The sequence below is a fragment of the Pseudoflavonifractor sp. HNCC25GI2 genome (genome assembly GCF_058136395.1).
In genome coordinates this window covers 461,078-479,950 of record NZ_JBYUOW010000002.1, presented here as the reverse complement: position 1 = coordinate 479,950, position 18,873 = coordinate 461,078, and the positions used below count along the sequence as shown (strand labels likewise).

Below are 18,873 nucleotides of genomic sequence, written 5' to 3'. Positions count from 1 at the left end.
TCCGACATGAAAGAGGATCACAAACCATGAAGCGATTGCTGAACATTATGCGCCTGCCCCAGGGATCCGACCCCCGGCTGGCCCGGGCGCATACCATATGGCTGGCCATCTCCCTCACCGCCATGGGCTGCTGCATCGGCGGGCTGGGGCTCTTCTACGCCGCCACCGCCTACACAAAGCTCAACTCCATGGCCATTCTCTACTCCTACCTCACCCACCCCGTCATTCTGGCGCTGAACCTGCTGCCCGCCGTGGCCCTCATCTGGCTGGGCTACTTCCTGTTCCGCCGGGCCTGGGCGGGCTTCCTGCTCAGCTTCCTTCCCATCGTGGGCATTTCCATGGTGAACTACTTCAAAATCCGCCTGCGATCCGACCCCCTGCTGGCCACCGACCTGCGTCTGGCTGCCGAGGCGGGCGGCATCGTGGGAGGCTACACCCTGGACATCACCTGGCTGACCTGGTTCACCGTTTTCTGCTTCGTGGCCGGTCTGCTGTTCACCATCTTCCTCATGCCCAGTGGCCTGCGGGACTGGAAAAACCGGGCTTTCGGCACCCTCAGCTGCCTGGCCCTCATGGGAGTGGCCTTCTACTCCTGGTACCTCAGCCCTACCCTCTACCAGAATACCGCCAACAACCGCTTCATCAACCAGTGGTCCGATGTGGAGGTCTTTGTGTCCAAGGGCTGCGTCTACCCCTTCCTCTACTCCTTCCAGGAGATGTTCCCCACGCCCCCTGAGGGCTACAACGAGGGGAACGCCCAAACCCTGCTGTCTGCCTTCGCCGACCAGGACATCCCCGCGGAGAAGAAGGTCAGCGTCATGGGCATCATGCTGGAGGCCTTCTGCGACCTCACCGACCTGCCGGTGCTGGGAGAGCACGAGGCGGTGGTCCGGGCCTACGAGCCCTGGCACCAGCTGGAGGAGCAGTCGGTGACGGGCAACCTGCTCACCAACATCTTCGCCGGAGGTACCGTGGACAGCGAGTGGGGCTTCCTCACCGGCTACACCACCCACGACGACTTCCGCAAGCCCACCGACTCCTACGTCTGGTACTTCCGCAGCCAGGGCTACCAGACCATGTTCAGCCACCCGGGCTACGGCTGGTTCTATAACCGCCAGAACGTCAACGAATACCTGGGCTTTGAGGAGCAGTGGTTCACCGACAACCACTACGAGGCGCTGGTCTCTCCCCTGTCGGCCATCTACAACTCTGACCACATTCTGGTGACCGAGCTGGCCAACCAGCTGGAGGACCAGGTGGAGAATGGCCCCTGCTTCTCCTTCGCCGTGTCCTACCAGAACCACGGGCCCTATGAGACCACCTTCACCTCCGCGGTGGAGCACCTGACCCCCACCAACTCCGGCCTCAGCCAGGAGAGCTGCAACATCTGGAACAACTACCTCAACGGGGTAGCCGACACCATGGACGCCATGGTGTGGCTGACGGAGGAGCTGGAGTCCATGGAGGAGCCGGTGGTGCTGGTCCTCTTCGGAGATCACAAGCCCTGGGGCGGCAACGGCAATTCCGGCTACCGGGAGCTGGGGGTGACCTTCGACCTGTCCACCACCGAGGGCTTCTACGACTACTACTCCACTCCCTACCTCATCTGGGCCAACTCCGCGGCCAAGGAGGTGCTGGGCAACGACTTTGTGGGCGACGGCGGCGACTTCTCTCCCGCCTTCCTCATGACCGAGCTCTTCAACCAGTGCGGCTGGGAGGGTCCCGCCTTCATGCAGCTGTCCCGCCAGATGCGGGAAATCACCCCTATGGTCCACGGACAGGACCTCTATCTGGTGGACGGAGCTGTTACCGACACTCTGGAACCGGAGGACAGCAACTTCCTCCAGGCCTTCCTGGGGGCCCAGTACTACCGGGAAAATAAGGTTGTCCCCGGCGCCTGACCGGGAGAGAGGAGAACGCTATGGGGGACTTTGTCCAGGCCCTGTTCTGGGCGGCAGTGGTGATTGTGCCAATCGTCCTGCTGTTGAAAAACGACTACGGGAAGAAGCGGGGCTGCGGCCGGGGCTGCTCCTCCTGCGGCAACCGGGCGATCTGCTGGCGGGGCCGGGAGACGGAAAACAAACCGAAGGAACAGGAGAAGTGTGATGATTGAGGTCATTTTGTGGGATGTGGACGGCACCCTGCTGGACTTTCTGGCGGCGGAGAAGGCCGCCATGGAGGACTGCTTTGCCGCCTTCGGCCTGGGTGAGCTGACCCCGGAGCGGCTGGAGCGGTACTCCGCCCTCAACCGGGTCTACTGGCAGCGGCTGGAGCGCGGAGAGATTACCAAGCCCCAGGTGCTGGTGGGCCGGTTCCGGGAGTTCTTCGCCGGGGAGGGCTTCTCCCCCGACCTGGCCGAGCCCTTCAACGCCCGCTACCAGGAGAAGCTGGGGGACACGGTGCGCTTTCAGGACGGGGCGGATCAGCTGGTGGCCCGGCTCAAAGGACGGGTAAGGCAGTACGCCGCCACCAACGGCACCCGCACCGCCCAGGAGCGGAAGCTCAAAAATTCCGGCCTGGACCGGCTGCTGGACGGGGTGTTCATCTCCGAGCTGCTGGGGGCGGAGAAGCCCAGCCAGGCCTTCTTTGACCAGGTGCTGGCGGCCATCGGGCCGGTGGACCGGCGTAGCATTCTGATGGTGGGGGACTCCCTCACCAGCGACATGGCCGGCGGGCTGGCGGCCGGGCTGCAGTGCTGCTGGTATAACCCCAAAAAGCTGCCCGCGCCCGAGGGAATGGACCTGGACTATATCATCTCCGATTTGAACGAAGTGGACGCCATCCTGAACCTCCCCAAGCTTTCTTGAAAGAAAGCTTGGCAAAGAACGTTCTGCGAAGCTTCGCTTCGCCTCTGCGCCCGTAAGAAAGGGCTCGGGCAGATACGCCCTCTCCCTCGCCTTTGGGCCTTCCTGTTTTGCGTAGGGGCGGCCTGCGGCCGCCTGCTGCGGACGGTTTTCCTTTTTTGGGCAGGGGCGGATGGTATTCGCCCGTCTGTCCCCGGTCTGCAGCTCAGCCCGTTGGCCGCTCCCGTAGGGGCGGATATTATCCGCCCGTTATTCTGAAACCGCATCAAGCTTTTTGCGGTGGGTAGGGGCCGATGTCTCATCGCCCCGCCCCGCCGGGCTGTGAGTTTCTGGCCAGACCCTCTTTTGGGTTCCCCCTGTGGGGGTGAGAAGCGCGGAGGGACATTTTTTATTGTCCGGATTTGTGTTTGAAGGGGAAATTTTAAAGAAGATTTTCCTGTTTTCTCCTTTTTCCTGGGAAAAGGCGTTGCCTTTTTTTAAAAATGGGGATATAATATTCCGTCAGATCGTGGAGAGAGCCCCCGAACCCTGCGTTTGGGGACCTTTGTATGTAGGTGCCGCCGGTGCGCCCCGGGGCGGCGGGCGGCCTTTGCCATAGAAAGTAAGGAGACGTATATATGCGGAATGAGAAATTGAGAAACGTTGCCATCATTGCCCACGTCGACCACGGAAAGACCACCCTGGTGGACGAGATGCTCAAGCAGGGCGGCATCTACCGGGAGAATCAGCAGACCGTGGAGCGTGTCATGGACTCCAACGACCTGGAGCGTGAGCGCGGCATTACCATTCTGGCCAAGAACACCGCCATTGAATACAACGGCGTGAAAATCAACATTGTGGACACTCCGGGCCACGCCGACTTCGGCGGCGAGGTAGAGCGTATTCTGAAGATGGTCAACGGCGTTATCCTGCTGGTGGACGCCGCCGAGGGCCCCATGCCCCAGACCCGCTTCGTGCTCTCCAAGGCCCTGGAGCTGGGCCACCGGGTCATCGTGGTGGTCAACAAGATCGACCGCCCCGACCAGCGTGTGTACGAGGTCATTGACGAGGTGCTGGAACTGCTGATGGACCTGAACGCCACCGACGAGCAGCTGGACAGCCCCATGCTCTTCTGCTCCGGCCGTCAGGGCACCGCCTCCGTGCAGCCCGACGTGGCGGGCAGCGACCTGAAGCCCCTCTTCGACACCATTCTCCAGTATATCCCCGCCCCCGAGGCCGATGTGGACGCCCCCTTCCAGATGCTGGTGTCCTCCATCGACTACAACGAGTTTGTGGGCCGTATCGCCATCGGCCGCATTGAGCGGGGCACGGTGAAGCAGAACCAGGAGATTGCCGTGTGCAACTACCACGACCCCGACGCTGCCCCCAAGAAGGCCAAGGCCACCGCCCTCTATGAGTTCGACGGCCTGGGCAAGGTGCCCGTCACCGAGGCCACCGCCGGCAACATCATTGCCATGAGCGGTATCGGCGACATCACCATCGGCGACACCATCTGTGCCCCCGACTGTGTGGAGCCCATTGAGTTTGTGAAGATCTCCGCCCCCACCATCGAGATGACCTTCTCCGTGAACGACTCCCCCTTCGCGGGCAAGGAGGGCAAGTTTGTCACCTCCCGTCAGCTGCGGGAGCGCCTGTTCCGTGAGACGCTGAAGGACGTGTCCCTGCGGGTGAGCGAGGTAGAAAACTCCACCGATTCCTTCAACGTGGCCGGCCGCGGCGAGATGTCCCTGTCCATCCTTATCGAGACCATGCGCCGTGAAGGCTATGAGCTCCAGGTCTCCCCGCCCCGTGTGCTCTACCAGGAGATTGACGGCGTCAAGTGCGAGCCCATCGAGCGCCTGGTGGTGGACGTGCCCGCCGACAGCGTGGGCGCTGTCATGGAGAAGATCGGCTCCCGTAAGGGCGACCTGGTCCAGATGAACCCCGTGGGCGACCGGATGAAGATTGAGTTCCTGGTGCCCGCCCGTGGCCTCTTCGGCTACCGCAACGAGTTCCTCACCGACACCAAGGGCGAGGGCATCATGGCCTCCGTGTTTGACTCCTACGCCCCCGTCAAGGGCGAGATTCAGCGCCGGAGCAACGGCTCCCTGGTGGCCTTCGAGACTGGCGAGGCAGTGACCTACGGCCTCTTCAACGCCCAGGAGCGCGGCACCCTGTTTATCGGCCCCGGCACCCCGGTCTACGCCGGCATGATCGTGGGCGAGACCCCCAAGCAGGAGGACATCTCCGTCAACGTGTGCAAGAAGAAGCAGCTGACCAACATGCGTGCTTCCGGCTCCGACGATGCCCTGCGGCTCACCACCCCAAAGCAGATGAGCCTGGAGCAGTGCCTGGAGTTCCTGGCTGACGATGAGCTGCTGGAGTGCACCCCCGAGAATCTGCGTCTGCGCAAGCGCATTCTGGACCACGGCCTGCGGATGCGTGAGGCTTCCAAGAAGAAGGGCTAAAACAGCCTGATATGTGGTAAAATTCAAAACGTCTGGTATTTTATGAAATGTAAAATACCGGACGTTTTTGTTTTTTGGAGTGTAGGCATGTTTGATTTCTATTTGTCGTGCATTGAAGAGGGGAAATGGTTTCGCCTGCGGGCGGGACGGGGGTGGGGATATTTCGCCCCCGGGCGAGTGACTTTCTGTGCGGACAGAAAGTCACCAAAGAACCGTCTAGGGGAAGGGGGATTTCGATTTCCCCCTTCCCCTAGATACCCCATCCCCTTGAAACGACCAACACAGGGGGGACTGCGGTCCCCCCTATTGGATGTACCCCCCAGGGGTTGGTAGTGACCTGCAAGCTTCCGCGCCAGAATAAGCCTGCGGTCGACGAAACCGCTGGCGGGTGCGGACCTGGAGCAGGTGCGTGTTTACGGCAGTCTTGCCCATCCAGCACCAGCCACGGAGGCGGAGCGACCACCGAACCGCCCCGCGATGGCTGAAAAGTAGGCGCGATCGCTTTTGTAGGAGTATAAGCCCGTTCAAGCGACATGGAGCGGCAGCGGGCGGCGCGAGGAACGGTGTCCTGTCCTTTGCCCGCGCCGGATGGAGATACATAGCCCCTTGGTGGCTCTCTCGTAGAAAAAACAGGGGGTCCGGGGCGCGGCGGGATAGGGCATTGAAAATGCCCGTGAGCCGCCCCCGGCGGCGTTTTGCCTACTTTGCCGGCGCGGGCAAAGTAGGTCGCCCCGCAGGGCGAAACTATCCCCTACTCGCCTGGAGGCGAAACATCCCCTCCCCCGCCCGCAGGCGGAATCCGTTACTGCTCAAAATCGTCGGGCGGATCCGGCAGCTTGTCCAGTTCTGATTTGATGTAGTTTTCCACCAACTCCTCCACCGTGCAGCCATGGAAGCGAGCAATATAATCCAGAGCCTTTGCCGTCTTACTATCCACTTCCACAGAAAGGTCTACTTTTTCTTGCTGGTTGAGTTCCATTCTAACACACCTCCTTGCACTATTATACATCATTAGGTGCAAGGTGCAATCACTTGTTTTTTACAAACCCATTGGATACACTAGGAGATGCAAGTTGATGCAAGGTGGTGGGAAAATGGCGGAGGCTGTGCTGGTGAACCGGACAAGGTTTACCTCCTCATTGAAAAATGAGCTGATGAAAGAATTTAACCAGTTGGCCGAGGAAACCAGAATTCCCAAATCCCGGCTTATTGACGAGGCCATTGAGGACCTGTTGAAAAAATATGAAAAAAGGCTGGCGGAGTAATCCGCCAGCCTTTCCTTTTTATTACGGCTGTTTGTCCACAGGTGTCCACTCCCACCAAAGGGAGTGATATTCCCGAGGCTCCACCTGATAAACTGTGCCGCACCGGGTACAGCGCACGGTATAGCCGCACTCTCCCATATAATTGGGCGTGCCCTTCCAAATCAGCGCCACATAGCCTTCCTCCAGCCGGAAGTCAGGCCGATCCTGTTCCCCAAACAGGGCGCAGGGACAAGTGGCGAGATGTTCATGAAACTCCAGAACACTCAGCGCCCGGTTCAGCCACACTGGCTGTCCGTAGAGGCCGCCTTTCTGTGCTGCGTCCCGGGAGAGACGAATCAGTTCCTCTTTCAAGGGCATCAGCGCCATAATTTTTCCATGGTTCTGGCTTAGAGAGGCAATCTCACAGCAGGCGTCCCAAATGCGCCGACGATCACCGGAGCGGATGGCCTGCGCCAGCTGCTCAGGTGCAGTGCTGCTTTCCCGCACGGTGCGATCTCCCCTTCCCGGCTTTGGCTGCAGACTCAGGGTGTGATGGTCGTCCCCTGGACCCGCTGGCCCAGCATGTCCAGCAGCAGGGCGTGCTCGCCCCGGCCGTCCAGGATGGAGACCTCCCCCACCCCGCCGGCAATGGCATCCAGACAGCCCCGAACCTTGGGCACCATGCCCCCGGCAATGAGGCCTGCCTCGATAAGCTCCTCCGCCCTCCGCACGTCAATGCGGTCCAGAGCAGTCTTGCTGTTGTGGCTGTCAATGAGGATTCCCCCCACATCGGTGAGGAAGATAAGCCGGTCAGCCCCCAGCGCCTGAGCCACCGCCCGGGCGGCGTCATCGGCGTTGCAGTTGAGGCCGTCCCCGTCCTCTCCCAGGGCGATGGGGGACACCACGGGCAGGAAGCCCCCGTCCAGCAGGGTGTTCAGCACCTTGGGATTCACCTTGGTAATGGCTCCCACCCGGCCCAGGGCCGGATCCTTCACCGCCGCGGTGATGAGCCCGCCGTCCTTTCCGGAGATGCCCACGGCGGACACCTCCAGCCGGGCCAGGTCCTGAACAATGGCCTTGTTCACCTGGGCGGACAGGGCCAGCTCGGCGCACTCCAAAGCGGGGGCGTCGGTAACCCGGTAGCCGTTTTCAAAGTGGGTGGGCACCTGGAGCTTCTCCAGCAGGGCGGTGATGTGCTTGCCGCCTCCGTGGACCAGCACCACCCGCACCCCCGCCATCCGCAGGGCGGCCACATCCTGGAGGGTGGTATCCGCCTGGGCGTGGGCCCCGATGGCCGCGCCGCCGTACTTCACCACCACGGTCTGGCCCTCCGCCCGCTTGAGGACGGGGAGGATGGACAGGAGGCTCCGTACCTTTTCCAGACCGTCCAGGCCGTGCTGCACGTCGTACTCCCGCAGGAAGGTGTGGACGTAGTCCACGTCCGAGGGGGTGTCAATATACTCCGTCCCCCGCTTCTGCCGGGTCTCCGCCCCCTTGCCGGTGATGAGCAGCACCGAGGGCACGGTGCAGCCCAGAATGGCCTGGCGGATGGCCTCGCCCCGGTTGGGCTCGATGGAGAAGTCGCAGCCCTGGGCGGCAACATAGCCGGAAATCTCCTGGCAGATGGACAGGGTGTCCTCCTCCCCGCTGTCCTCCTCGGTGAGGACCACCAGGTCGGAATACTGTCCCGACACCTCACCCAGATCCCGCCGCCGGTCCAGGGCCTTCTTGCCCGGACAGCCGAAGACGGTGACAATCCGCCGGCCGGGGTACTCCGCCTTCACCGAGCGGAACAGGGTCTCAAAGGACATGCGGTTGTGGGCGTAGTCCACAATGGCGGTGACGCTCTCGTCGGCGTTGGAGTAGACCTCCATCCGTCCGGGCACCCGGGCCTTCATGAGGCCCACATAGACGCACCGCTCCGGGATGTTCAGCCCCTGGCACAGGGCGATGGCGGCCAGGGCGTTTTCCACATTGAAGAGCCCCGGCATGGTGAGCCGGAACTGGCGCTGGAACCGGCGGGTTTTCACCCGGAACAGGGTGTCGCCCCCCCGCTTCTCCACCTGGGAGCCGTACACGTCGGCCTCCGGGTCCTTTTGAGAGAAGGTGATGACCGGCTTTCCGCTGTCCTGGGCGGCCTTCAGCACCCGGTCGGCGTGGTCGCAGTCCAGGTTGACGCAGCAGATCCGGGCCTGGGCAAAAATTTTCAGCTTGGAGGTGAAGTAGTCCTCAAAGTCGGGGTGCTCGATGGGAGAAATGTGGTCCTCACCGATGTTCAAAAAGCAGGCGGCGGCAAATTCCGTGCACAGGGTGCGGTGGTATTTGAGGGCCTGGCTGGACACCTCCATGGTCAGGTACCGGAGGCCGGACTGGAGGGCGTGGGCGAAGTGGCGCTGGAGCTCCAGGGGCTCCGGGGTGGTGAGGTGGGACTCGAAGCGCTCCACTCCGTCGTAGGTGTCAATGGAGGAGATGACCCCGCTCTCCCCTCTCCCCTCCTGGGCGGCGTACTCGTCCAGAATGTACTTGAGGTAGTAGGTGGTGGAGGACTTGCCCTTGGTGCCGGTGATGCCGATGACTTTCAATTCCCCCGAGGGGTGGTTGTAGTAGAGGTCGGCCAGAGGGGCGATGGCCTCCCGCATGTCGGAGACCAGGATGCAGGGCAGGTCCACCTGGGGGTAGGGCTGGGCGCTCACATAGGCGGCGGCCCCCAGGTCCTTGGCGCTCTGGAGAAATTCCGGCTTGAAGTGGGCCCCCTTGCAGAGAAAGAGGGTGCCGGGCACCACGTTCCGGGAGTCGTAGGACACCAGAGAGACGGGGGCAGTCCGGTCCAGGCCGTCGGGAATGGGGGCGGCGAGCAGATTGCGCTCCTCCAGCAGGTTCAGGTAGTCGCCCAGGGTGTGAAGGATCAAATCCATAAGTGGGTCACCTCAGTTTATTTGATAAAGATGGTCCGCAGGGGCTTGTGGCAGGCCTGGACGGCCCGCTCGGCCAGCACGGCCATGGCGTCGGTATAGAAGGGGGGCAGGTGGTGCTTGTCGGCGAAGACGGACAGCTCGGTGCAGGCCAGCACCCCGCAGTCGCAGCCCTGAGCCGCCAGGTCCCGGTGGATGGCGGCAAATTTGGCCGGGTCCCCGTCCCGGCCCGCCTTCACGTCGTCGTAGATGAGGGACATGACCAGCTTTTGCGCCTCGGGGGACGGGGTGACCGCCTCAATGCCCTGGACGGCAAACTCCTTCTGGTAAAGGCCGGTCTGAATGGTGCCGTCGGTGGCCAGAATGCCCGGGCGGCGCTTGCCCTGGGCCGCCAGGTAGAGGGCGGTCTCCCGGATCATGTGGAGGATGGGGATGGAGATGTGCTTCTGCACCTCGTCCAGGAAGAAATGGGAGGTGTTGCAGGGCACGGCGATGACCGTGCAGCCCGCGTTCTCCAGCAGCCGGGCGTCGCTCAGGAGGCGGTCGAAAACCGCACGGCGCTGCTCCTCTGTGCCCAGAATGGCCCCCGTGCGGTCCGGCATGCCGCTGTCGGAGAGAATGAGGGCGTTGACGTGCTCCTGGTCGGAGCGGGCGTCGGTGCGGTCGATAACAAATTGATAAAACGTATTGGTGGCCTGCGGTCCCATGCCGCCAAGGACACCGAGACGATAGTCCATAGCATTCACCATACAGGAAAGGATAATAGGTTGAGGGAACGGGGGCCGCAGGCCACACAGGAGGCGGCTTTGCCGCCCCCAAATGGAAGCCCAGCGCAGCGGGTTCCATTTGGAAAGGACGAGCGGCGGAATGAGGGAGTTTTACCCGTCAGGGTGAAACGAGGGATATGAAGCCCGCGAGGACGCGGGCCCCATGCCGCCTAAGACACCGAGACGGTATTCCATAGCATTCACCATAATTGAAAGCAGAAGGTTTTTGTGGATAGGGTGTTTCGCCTGCGGGCGGGGTGGGGATGATTTCGCCCCCGGGCGAGTGACTTTCTGTGCAGCCAGAAAGTCACCAAAGAGCTGCCTAAGGGAAGGGGGATTTCGATTTCCCCCTTCCCTTAGGAAACCCATCCCCTTGAAACGACCAATCAGGGGGGACTGCGGTCCCCCCTATTGGATGTACCCCCCCGGGGGTTGGCAGTAACCTGAAAGTCCCAGTTTCGAAATAAGTCTGCGGTCGACGAAACCACCAGAGGGTGCGGACCTGGAGCAGGTGCGTGTTCACGGCAATTTTGCGTATCCTGCACCAGCCGCGGAGGAGGAGCAACCACCGAACCGCCACGCGAGGGCAGAGCATTAGGCGCGATGCCTCCTGTAGGAGAATAAGTCCGTTCAAGGAACACAGAGCGGCAGCGGGCGGCGCGAGGAGCGGTATCCTGTCCTTTGCCCGCGCCGGTTGGATACAACCTCGCCCCTTGGTGGCTCCACCGTAGAAAAAACAGGGGGTCCGGGGTGCGGCGGGATAGGGCATTGTCAAATGCCCGTGAGCCGCCCCCGGTGGCGCTTTGCCTACTTTGCCGCCGTGGGCAAAGTAGGTCGCCCGCAGGCGAAATATCTCCCATCTCTCGCCCACAGGCGAAATCCCAATATATCGTTTCGTGACCTGACAAAGCGGGCGGATATTATTCGCTCCTACGGGGAAGGAAGAAACCAGGAGAAGCGGGTGTTTTTACAGCCCTCTCCCCCCGCTTATTCCTAGATCTTAATCCTCGGTGGGAACCTTGTTGTACTTCCCGAAGCGCTTGATATTTCCCAGGTGATTTTTCCACACCCGCAGCCGCCGCTTCAGGGAGGCGTCTCCCTCATAGACCAGGGAGTGATGGTCTGCCCCGGCGCGGATAAGGTCCCGCATCTGCTTGTGGTAGGACTTGGGGGTGTACTTGAAGGCCACCGCCTTGGGCACCATCCGCCACAGGGAAGGATTCTGGGTCATCACAAAGGGCAGCTCCCGGCCTTCAATGACATCCTCCACCAGCAGGCGGGCGATGTTGCACCCGGCCCCGGTGACATAGTAATTGCTCCGTCCCTGGCGGCAGTTGATTTCAAAGGCCTTGTACTTGCCGTCCCGGCGGTCGAACTTAATGTCAAAGTTGGAGAAGCCCACAAAGTGAAGGCTCTCCAGCAAATCCCGGATCTTCAGCTCCAGCTCCTCATCCCGCTCGGTGATGATGACGGCGTGGTTGCCGATGCCGTGGGGGGAGTGCTCCTCCAGCAGCACGTGGCCCAGACACATGAGCTTCACCTGGCCGTTGTGGTCGGAGAAGTTGGTCAGAACCCGCATGTAGCTGTCGTCTCCGGGGATGAACTCCTGGAGAACCATGTGGTCCTGGTAGCCGGCGGCGTACACCTTGTCGAGAGCCGCCAGCAGCTCCTCCCAGCTCTGGCAGACGTAGACCTTGTTGAGGGAGGCGTCCCCGCAGGCCCAGTAGGCCACGGAGTCGGCGGGCTTGGCGATGTAGGGCGGGCCCCAGGGGAGGGTAAAGTTGTGGCCCATGGACTTGTCATAGATGAAAGTGGCGGGGTGGTCGATGCCGTGCTTATCGCACAGCTCATAGAACTTCTCCTTGTTGATGAGGGAGTTGAGAAGGTCCTCGGAGATGTAGGGGGCGATGGCGTTTTCCGGCAGCTTGTCCTTGTAGCGGGCGCACAGCTGCACATAGCTGTCGCCGCAGCCCAGCACCAGCACGGTCTTGTCGGAAAACTCCCGGCACACATCCTCCACATTCTTGAGGAAGGAGGCGTCGCTCTCATTTTCCGGACACACCCGGTAGTCCAGAATGGCGCTGCCCTTGCAGGGGAAGGAGGGGTACTTGCCAAAGGCCACGGACTTGACGCCGTAGGCCTGGTGGAAGGCCCGGGCCACGCTGTAAACGTTGATGTCACCGCCGAAGAGCAGCGGCTGGAAGGAACGAGTTTGATTCATAGTCAGAGACATCCTTTTTTCTTCGGTTTTTATTTGTATTCCCGCTGAAAGCCCTTGGCAAACAGGGGGTCAATCTCAAACATGGCCGGATCTCCGGCGGAGCAGCGCAGGTTGGTCACATCCAGCAGGGTCTCGGTGGCGCCGATGGGACCCAGCAGCCGGGCGCGCTGATCGCCGATGCGCACGGTGCGCTTTTTGTTCCGGCGCCAGCGGCGGAACATGGCCCAGAAGCCCAGCTCCCGGGTGCGCACCACCCCGAAGCCGTTCTGGTAGCCCACCGGCAGCACCGCCACCCGGGTGGGCTTTTTCAGCACGATGGGCTTGTCCGTCCCCACGGTGTGGCCCTTGGGGAGCCAGCGCACCTCACTGAGGGGGGCGACGCCGTAGCACACCGTTTTCAGCCCGTCGTTCTTGGTGCGGCGGCACCGGCCCAGAATGGCCGACCCGGCCCGCACCCCGTCCAGCCGGGCGGTGGCGTCGTGAAGGAGGGCGAAGGAGCCCGCCGCGTGAACAAGGCCGGTCTCAAAGCCGGCGGCGTGGACGGCGTCCAGCACCTGGTGGAACTGGTCCAGCTGGCGCTTGGCCTCCGGGTCGCCGGGGCGGGCGGCGTGAAGCTGAGTATAGATGCCCGAGAGAGCCACGTTGGGCAGGGAGCGGTAGGCCAGCAGGATTTTCTCCGGCTCCCCCACCAGGAAGCCCCCGAAGCCCATGCCGGTGTCCACTTGGATGTGGGCCTCCACCACGGTGGAGCGGTTCTCCGCCAGGGCGTTGAGGGCAAGGCCGGTGTCCACCGAGGAGATGGTGCACACCACGTTCAGGTCCACCAGCCGCTCCAGCTCCTCCCGGTCGGTGGTGGAGCGGAGCATGAGGATCTCCTCGTCCACAAAGCCCGCCTTGCGCAGAGCCTCGGCCTCGGACACCTCGCACACCGCGAAGCGGCCAATCCCCTCGTCCCGCAGCAGCTGGGCCAGGGGCACAATGCCCGCGCCCCCTCCGTCTCCGGTGAGGACACCGTAAATCACCGCTCCGGCGGCGTGTTCCTTGATGACGGAGAGGTTGTTTTTTACGGCGCTTTTTTCAATGACCAGCTTGCGCATAGGGAGGCCTCCTTCTGTCTCTCTGGGAGTTTACCCATCTTAACACTTCATTTTACCACTTCCGGGCCTAAAAGGCAATGAAAAACCGCCCTGAGGCGGGTGGAGGCCGGTGGGGACGGCCTTGAGTTTTTTGGGGAAAACTGATATACTATTATTCTTAAGGCAGTCCCCGCCCGGGGGCTGCCCAGACAGGGCCTTCCCTTCCCCAGGGGGCGCCTGAACATCCGGAAAGTGAGGGCTTTTCCCCATGGAACGAACCACCACCACCACCTCCCCCGCCGACGTGGAGCGGCAGCTGGACTTCTGCCAGAAAGTCGCCGCCGTCACCGCCCAGTGGCCGTCCAAGCCCCTGGCCTTTGTGGACACCTACGGCTGCCAGCAGAACGAGGCCGACTCCGAGCGCATCCGGGGGTATCTGGCCCAGATGGGCTTCGGCTTCACCACTGACGAGGAGAAGGCCCGGGTCATCGTCATCAACACCTGCGCCATCCGGGAGCACGCCGAGCAGCGGGTGCTGGGCAACGTGGGCGCCCTGGTCCACGTGAAGCGCCGCCACCCCGAGCAGCTTATCTGCCTGTGCGGGTGCATGATGCAGGAGCCCAGCGTGGCGGAGAAAATCCGCCAGTCCTACCGCCATGTGGACCTGGTCTTCGGACCCCACGCCCTGTGGAAGTTCCCGGAGATGGTCCACACCCTGCTCACCCAGCGGGGCCGCATCTTCCAGAACGCCGACGAGGCGGGCTCCATCGCCGAGGGCATCCCTGTGGTGCGCCAGGACAAGGTGAAGGCCTGGGTCTCCATCATGTACGGCTGCAACAACTTCTGCACCTACTGCATTGTGCCCTACGTCCGGGGCCGGGAGCGCTCCCGGAAGCCGGAGGACATCCTCGCCGAGGTGGAGGGCCTGGTGCGGGAGGGCTACAAGGACATCACCCTCCTGGGACAGAACGTGAACTCCTACGGCAAGGACCTGGAGGAGCCCATGGACTTTGCCGACCTCTTGGAGAAGGTCAACGCCATCCCCGGGGACTTTCTTATCCGCTTCATGACCTCCCACCCCAAGGACGCCACCCACAAGCTCTTTGAGACCATGGCCCGGTGCGAGAAGGTGGCTCCCGTGCTGCACCTGCCCTTCCAGGCGGGCAACGACCGGGTGCTGAAGGCCATGAACCGCCGCCACACCCGGGCGGAGTATCTGGACAAAATCCGGGATTTGAAGTCCCTGATTCCCGACATCGTGCTTACCTCGGACATCATTGTGGGCTTCCCCGGGGAGACCACCGAGGAGTTTGAGGACACCCTCAAGGTGCTGGAGGAGGTGCGCTTTGACGCCCTCTTTACCTTCATCTTCTCCCCCCGGCCGGGTACTCCTGCGGCCAAGATGGAGGACCCCATGTCCCACGAGGAGAAGCTTCAGAACTTCAACCGCCTGCTGGCCCTCCAGGACGCCATCTCCGAGGAGAAGCACGGCGCCTATGTGGGCAAGACCGTGCGCTGCCTGGTGGATGGGCTCAGCGACGACTCCCGCTGGGACCTCACCGCCCGGACCCCCGGCAACCGCCTGGTGCGGGTTGTGGGGGACAAGGAGGCCGTGGGGCAGTTCCGGGATGTGAAGATTACCGGGGCCAACAAGTGGTCCCTGTTTGGAGAGCTAGTCTGAATTAGACCGGAAGATAAAGAGTGTTTCGCCCCCGGGCGTCGTCGTCGCAAAGTCCGCTGTATTCCGGACACCCAAGTATGAGTATCCGTCACGACGCTCCCTTGCTCCTCCTCTCCCCACCGGACCCGCTGCGCTGGGCTCCGGCGGGGGCCCCATTTTCTGTGCGGACAGAAAGTCACCAAAGAACCGTCAAAGGTGGGAGGGATTTCGAGTACCCTACCCCCTTTGTCCCTCCGGGACATTTCCCCCTGACAGGGGGAATCGGCCTCCCCCTTTGAAATCCCCCCTCCTTGAAACGACCAACCTCGTCCTCGCGGACTTCATATTCTTCGCCTCGCCCTAAAGGGCAAGGCTCACTCATTCCGTCGCTCGTCCTCTCCCAATGGAACCCGCTGCGCTGGGCTTCCATTGGGTCCCCGTTGCGGGTCCCTACCCCCTCTGTCTCGCTTCGCTCGACATCTCCCCCTGACAGGGGGAGTCGGCCCCCTATTGGATGTACCCCCCGGGGGACGGTAATCTGGAAGGTCCGGCGCCGGAATAGGTGCGGAGGTCAACGGGCCGAAGGGCCGCTGCAAACCAAGAGGCCGGGAGTGCTGCAACCACTCCCCTGCCCTAAACACCAGCCACGGAGGCGGAGCAACTACGGAACCGCCCCGCGAGGTCTGAAAACCAGGCGCGATCGCTCTTGTAGGAGCAAGTACTTATTCAAGTAACACGGAGCGGCAGCGGGCGGCGCGAGGAGCGGTATCCTGTCCTTCTCCCGCGCCGGATGGATACAACCTCGCCCCTTGGTGGCTCCCCCGTAGAAAAAACAGGGGAGCCGGGGGAGGCGGCATAAAAACACGGAGTGTTTTTCGAGACGCCGTCCCCCGGCGGCGCTTTGCCTACTTTGCCGACGCGGGCAAAGTAGGTCGCCCCGCAGGGCGAAACCATCTCCATCCCCGCCCGCAGGCGAAATCCCCAATGTTTCCCTGTTTCCCGTGAAACGAGCGGGCGGATAATATCCGCCCCTACTATATGGCCCCAATCGGCCTGTTCCGACCTATAAACCACAAATAGCAACCCACACAACGAGAAAGAAAGACGGTGAACCCATGGCAGAGCTGACCCCCATGATGCAGCAGTATCTGGAAATGAAGGAGCGCAACCCCGACACCATTTTGTTTTTCCGTCTGGGGGATTTTTACGAAATGTTCAACGAGGACGCCAAGCTGGTGTCCAAGGAGCTGGACCTGACCCTCACCACCCGGGACCGGAACAAGCCCCCGGAGGAGCGCACCCCCATGTGCGGCGTGCCCTACCACTCCTGTGACAGCTACATCGCCCGGCTCATCGCCAAGGGCTATAAGGTGGCCATCTGCGAGCAGACAGAGGACCCGGCCCTGGCCAAGGGCCTGGTGGACCGGGACATCATCCGCATCATCACCCCGGGCACCGTCATCGCCTCCTCCATGCTGGAGGAAGGCAAAAACAACTACATCTGCGGCATCTTCACCGACGCCTCCGGCTGGGGCCTGTGTCTCTGCGACATTTCCACCGGCGAGGTCTTTGCCACCTCCTTCCCCGCCGGGGAGGAGGCGGAGGACCACCTGAAAAACGAGCTGGGCCGCTTCCACCCCGCCGAGGCGGTGCTGTCCGACGGGGCCTGGAAGACGGAGGGCCTGCGGGAATTTCTCAAGGAGCGGCTGGACTGCCCCTGCGAGAACGGCGGCGAGAGCCGCTTCCGGCTGGAGGCCGCCCAGGCCCTGGTGAAGAAGCAGTTCAAAACCGGCCTGGAAACCCTCCCCGAGGGGGACACCGGAGCGGTGCGGGCCGCCGGGGGCCTGCTGGCCTACCTCTACGAGACCCAGAAGACCGACCTCGGCCACATCGCCAATTTCACCTACTACACCTCCGGACAGTTCATGGAGCTGGACCTCACCGCCCGGCAGACCCTGGAGCTCACCTCCACTCTCCGCTCCAAGGACAAGAAGGGCTCCCTCCTCTGGGTGCTGGACAAGACCAAGACTGCCATGGGCGGGCGGCTCATCCGGGGCTGGATGGAGCGCCCCCTCCTCTCCCCCGTCCAGATCGGGCGGCGGCAGCAGGCGGTGAGCGACCTGGTGGAGGACATCATCACCCGGGAGGAGCTCTCCGCCGTGTTGAAGGAGGTCACCGACCTGGAGCGCCTCATGGGCCGGGTGGTGTACGGCTCCGCCGGAGGCCGGGACCTGGTGTCCCTGTGCGCCGGCCTGGAGAAGCTGCCCCGCATCCGCTCGTTGCTCTCGGGCTGCTCCTCCGCTCTGCTCCAGTCTCTGCAGGAGGAGCTCAACGACCTGCCCGAGCTCTGCCAGCTCCTCCGCGCGGCTCTGGTGGACGAGCCCCCCTTCTCCGTACGGGAGGGCGGCTTCATCCGGGAGGGCTACGACGAGCAGGTGGACTACCAGCGCAACATTTTGAACCATTCCGCTGAGCTGCTGGCCCAGCTGGAGGTGCGCACCAAGGAGCAGACCGGTATCAAGAACATGAAGGTCAAGTCCAACAAGGTCTTTGGCTACTACATCGAGGTGGCCAAGTCCCAGATTGACCTGGTGCCCGCCGACTGGACGCGGAAGCAGACCACCGTCAACGCCGAGCGGTATATTTCCCAGGAATTGAAGGAGCTGGAACACGCCATCCTCTCCGCCCAGGACACCGTCACCGCCCTGGAGTACCAGATTTTCTGCTCCCTCAAGGACCAGGTCTGCGCCCAGGTGCACAACATCCAGAAGTCCGCCGCCGCCGTGGCTCAGGTGGACGTTTTGAACTCCTTTGCCACCGTGGCGGCCGCCAACAACTACTGCATGCCCCTGGTGGACGCCTCGGACACCCTCACCATTGTGGAGGGCCGCCATCCGGTGGTGGAAAAGGTGCTGAAGGGCGCCCCCTTCGTCCCCAACGACACCCACATGGACTGCGGCGATGACAAGTGCGCCATCATCACCGGCCCCAACATGGCCGGTAAGTCCACCTACATGCGCCAGACCGCCCTTATCGTCCTCATGGCCCAGATGGGCTCCTTCGTCCCCGCCAAGTCCGCCCACGTGGGCGTGGTGGACCGGGTGTTCACCCGCATCGGGGCCAGCGATGACCTGTCCTCCGGCCAGTCCACCTTCATGGTGGAGATGACCGAGGTGGCCGCCCTGCTGAAAAACGCCACCCGGAAGTCCCTCCTCATCCTGGACGAGATTGGCCGGGGCACCAGCACCTACGACGGCATGGCCATCGCCCGGGCGGTGCTGGAGTACTGCGCCGACCCCAAGCGGCTGGGCTGCAAGACCCTCTTTGCCACCCACTACCACGAGCTCACCGCTCTGGAGGGGCAGATTGCCGGGGTGAAGAACTACAACATTGCCGCCAAGAAGCGGGGCGGCGATGTCATCTTCCTGCGGAAGATTGTCCGGGGCGGCGCCGACCAGAGCTACGGCGTGGAAGTGGCCAAGCTGGCAGGCGTGCCCGACCGGGTAGTGAAGCGGGCCCGGGAGATTCTCGCCGAGCTGGAGCAGGGGCAGGGTGTGCAGCCCGCCGCCCCGGCTGTGGGGGAGAGCGAGCAGGTGTCCCTTATGGATCTGGGTGGTCAGACGGTGCTCAAGAAGCTGCGCATGACCGATGTAAACATTCTCTCCCCCATCGAGGCGCTGAACCTGCTGGCAGAGCTGAAGCAGGATTTGAACGGATAAGAGCTGCAAAAGGAACGGGAGGG

At 62.5% G+C, this 18,873-nt stretch carries 13 protein-coding genes; 7 read left to right on the top strand and 6 right to left on the bottom strand.

Going from position 1 to position 18,873, the window contains the following annotated elements; all coding sequences use genetic code 11:
• Positions 1–26: 26 nt before the first annotated feature.
• The 4 genes from AC3YUO_RS04855 (at position 27) to typA (ending at position 5,251) form a co-directional block, all read left to right on the top strand.
• Positions 27–1,901, top strand: a complete 1,875-nt coding sequence (locus AC3YUO_RS04855) for a sulfatase-like hydrolase/transferase (RefSeq protein WP_489961908.1) — start codon at positions 27–29, stop codon at positions 1,899–1,901.
• Between the two features lie 20 nt (positions 1,902–1,921).
• Positions 1,922–2,113, top strand: coding sequence for a hypothetical protein (locus AC3YUO_RS04850; RefSeq protein WP_489961907.1), 192 nt, complete (start codon positions 1,922–1,924; stop codon positions 2,111–2,113).
• A complete protein-coding gene (locus tag AC3YUO_RS04845) occupies positions 2,106–2,807 on the top strand; it encodes a YjjG family noncanonical pyrimidine nucleotidase (RefSeq protein WP_489961906.1) in 702 nt (233 codons plus the stop codon). The genes AC3YUO_RS04850 and AC3YUO_RS04845 overlap by 8 nt, the downstream gene beginning before the upstream one ends.
• 614 nt (positions 2,808–3,421) lie before the next feature.
• A complete protein-coding gene (gene typA, locus AC3YUO_RS04840) occupies positions 3,422–5,251 on the top strand; it encodes a translational GTPase TypA (RefSeq protein ID WP_489961905.1) in 1,830 nt (609 codons plus the stop codon).
• Between the two features lie 802 nt (positions 5,252–6,053).
• Here the strand turns inward: typA and AC3YUO_RS04835 are convergent.
• The gene (locus tag AC3YUO_RS04835; RefSeq protein WP_489961904.1) at positions 6,054–6,230 is read right to left on the bottom strand and encodes a hypothetical protein; all 177 of its coding nucleotides are present in this window, start codon (positions 6,228–6,230) and stop codon (positions 6,054–6,056) included.
• Positions 6,231–6,345: 115 nt separating this feature from the next.
• On the opposite strand from AC3YUO_RS04835, the gene AC3YUO_RS04830 reads away from it, so the two are divergent.
• Positions 6,346–6,516, top strand: a complete 171-nt coding sequence (locus tag AC3YUO_RS04830; protein ID WP_489961903.1) for a ribbon-helix-helix domain-containing protein — start codon at positions 6,346–6,348, stop codon at positions 6,514–6,516.
• 21 nt (positions 6,517–6,537) lie between these two features.
• Here the strand turns inward: AC3YUO_RS04830 and AC3YUO_RS04825 are convergent, their stop codons facing one another.
• The 5 genes from AC3YUO_RS04825 to AC3YUO_RS04805 all read right to left on the bottom strand — a co-directional run bounded on the left by AC3YUO_RS04825 (position 6,538) and on the right by AC3YUO_RS04805 (position 13,492).
• Positions 6,538–7,002 (bottom strand): hypothetical protein, encoded by a 465-nt coding sequence (locus AC3YUO_RS04825; protein ID WP_489961902.1) that lies wholly within the window; start codon positions 7,000–7,002, stop codon positions 6,538–6,540.
• Positions 7,003–7,037: 35 nt separating this feature from the next.
• Positions 7,038–9,410 carry an acetylglutamate kinase gene (gene argB / locus AC3YUO_RS04820; protein WP_489961901.1) on the bottom strand — a complete coding sequence of 791 codons (2,373 nt, stop codon included), beginning with the start codon at positions 9,408–9,410 and terminating at the stop codon, positions 7,038–7,040.
• Positions 9,411–9,427: 17 nt separating this feature from the next.
• Complete coding sequence (gene cuyB, locus AC3YUO_RS04815; protein ID WP_489961900.1) at positions 9,428–10,144, bottom strand: cysteate racemase; 717 nt, start codon at positions 10,142–10,144, stop codon at positions 9,428–9,430.
• Between the two features lie 1,030 nt (positions 10,145–11,174).
• Positions 11,175–12,395 carry a carboxylate--amine ligase gene (locus tag AC3YUO_RS04810; RefSeq protein WP_489961899.1) on the bottom strand — a complete coding sequence of 407 codons (1,221 nt, stop codon included), beginning with the start codon at positions 12,393–12,395 and terminating at the stop codon, positions 11,175–11,177.
• Positions 12,396–12,424: 29 nt separating this feature from the next.
• A complete protein-coding gene (locus tag AC3YUO_RS04805) occupies positions 12,425–13,492 on the bottom strand; it encodes an alanine racemase (RefSeq protein ID WP_489961898.1) in 1,068 nt (355 codons plus the stop codon).
• 247 nt (positions 13,493–13,739) lie between these two features.
• Between AC3YUO_RS04805 and miaB the strand changes: the two genes are divergently transcribed.
• Entirely contained in the window at positions 13,740–15,152 is a 1,413-nt protein-coding gene (gene miaB / locus AC3YUO_RS04800; protein ID WP_489961897.1) for a tRNA (N6-isopentenyl adenosine(37)-C2)-methylthiotransferase MiaB, read from the top strand.
• 1,094 nt (positions 15,153–16,246) lie between these two features.
• Positions 16,247–18,850, top strand: a complete 2,604-nt coding sequence (gene mutS / locus AC3YUO_RS04795) for a DNA mismatch repair protein MutS (RefSeq protein ID WP_489961896.1) — start codon at positions 16,247–16,249, stop codon at positions 18,848–18,850.
• The last annotated feature ends 23 nt before the right edge of the window (positions 18,851–18,873 follow it).